The organism is Streptomyces rubellomurinus, from assembly GCF_000961885.1.
Taxonomy (GTDB): domain Bacteria; phylum Actinomycetota; class Actinomycetes; order Streptomycetales; family Streptomycetaceae; genus Kitasatospora; species Kitasatospora rubellomurina.
In genome coordinates, this window is the sequence record NZ_JZKH01000238.1 from 1 (window position 1) to 1437 (window position 1437).

Here is a 1437-nt window from a genome sequence, read left to right on the forward strand (position 1 = left end):
CCGCGCCGGTGTCCAGCTGCGCGATGCCGAAGTCCAGCACCTTCAGCTGCCCGGCCTCGGTGATCATGATGTTGTCGGGCTTGATGTCGCGGTGCACCACGCCCGCGTCGTGCGCCGCGGCCAGCGCCCCGCAGATCTCCCGCCCCCAGCGCAGGCTCAGCAGCGGCTCGGGCACGCCGCCCCGCAGCACCGCGGTCAGGGTGCGGCCGGTGAGCAGTTCCATCACCAGGAAGGTGACGTCCTCGCCGTCGGCGCGGCAGTGGCCGAGGTCGTACACGGTGACGATGTGCGGGTGGGACAGGTTGCCCGCCGCGGACGCCTCCCGGGCGAAGCGCAGCGCCGCCTTGGCCTGGTCGCCGTCGTCGTGCCGGATGAGCTTGACCGCCACCGGCCGGTGCATCCGGGTGTCCTCGGCCCGCCACACCACGCCGAAGCCGCCCTGCCCCAGCCTCTCCTGGAGCTCGTACCGGCCGTCCAGGACGTCCCCGACCCGCACCCGTGCCTCCCCCGTTCTCCGCTGCCCCGGCTCCGAGCCCCGTTCAGGGGCCGAAGATCTCCTCCACCAGGTCCTCGTCCGAGACGAAGTCCGGAGCGTCGAACACCACGTCCGCGACGCCCTTCAGGCCGACGCCGCGCTCCAGCGCCTCGACGCAGTCCTGGCCCTGCCGGTCGTCGGCGAAGTCCCAGACCCGCAGCCGGCTGATCAGCACCAGCGCCTCGATCGGGCTCATCCTCGGTGCCCGGCGGCGCTGGCCGGGCAGGCCCTTGCGGCCGGCCTGGGCGAGCCGCTGCTGGTAGCCGGCCAGGTCCTGCCAGACCTGGACGGTGCTCGGGTGGTGCTCGCCGAGGGCGCGGGCGAGGTCGGGCAGCAGCGCGTGCAGCTGGATGACGGCGCCCTGCAGGTCGCCCCGGTTGGCCCGGTACACGGCGAGGTCGTGCCGGGCCTTCAGGACCCGGGCGTCCTGCGGGCCCCAGGCGGCGTGCAGATCGGGCAGCAGCTCGGTCATCAGCCGGATCGCGGTGACCTCGGCGCCGTTCTCGCCGATGCACCACACCAGGTGGTAGCGGGCGCCGAGGGTGTCCGGGTCGGTGGGGCCGAGCGCCGCGCGCATGTCCTCGACCACGGTGGACAGCAGCCGGATCGCGCCGTCCACGTCCCCGGCCCGGCTGAGGTACCAGGTGAAGTCCCGCCAGGCGCACAGGGTGTCGCGGTCGGCGGCGCCGAGCACGGTCACGCACTCCTGCGCGACCGCCTGCAGCTGGACCGCCGACTCGCCCGCGGTCGGCGCCCGGAAGGCGGCCGCGCGCCGCTCGCGCAGCGCGGCCCGGGCGGCGTCGGACGGTGCGGCGGCCACCACCGGCGGGGTGGTCAGCGGCGGCAGCACCTGCGAGGCCCCCGGCCCGGGCGGCGCGGCGGGCGGCGCGGGCGGCACCGGC

General features: G+C 75.9%; 1 protein-coding gene and 1 pseudogene. Both read right to left on the bottom strand.

Annotation, left to right across the window (positions count from 1 at the left end; translation table 11 throughout):
- On the bottom strand, positions 1–496 hold a 496-nt coding region (locus tag VM95_RS43080), incomplete at its 3' end, for a serine/threonine-protein kinase (RefSeq protein ID WP_045705890.1).
- A gap of 43 nt (positions 497–539) precedes the next feature.
- A pseudogene (locus tag VM95_RS43085) lies at positions 540–1437 on the bottom strand (hypothetical protein); the annotation flags it as partial.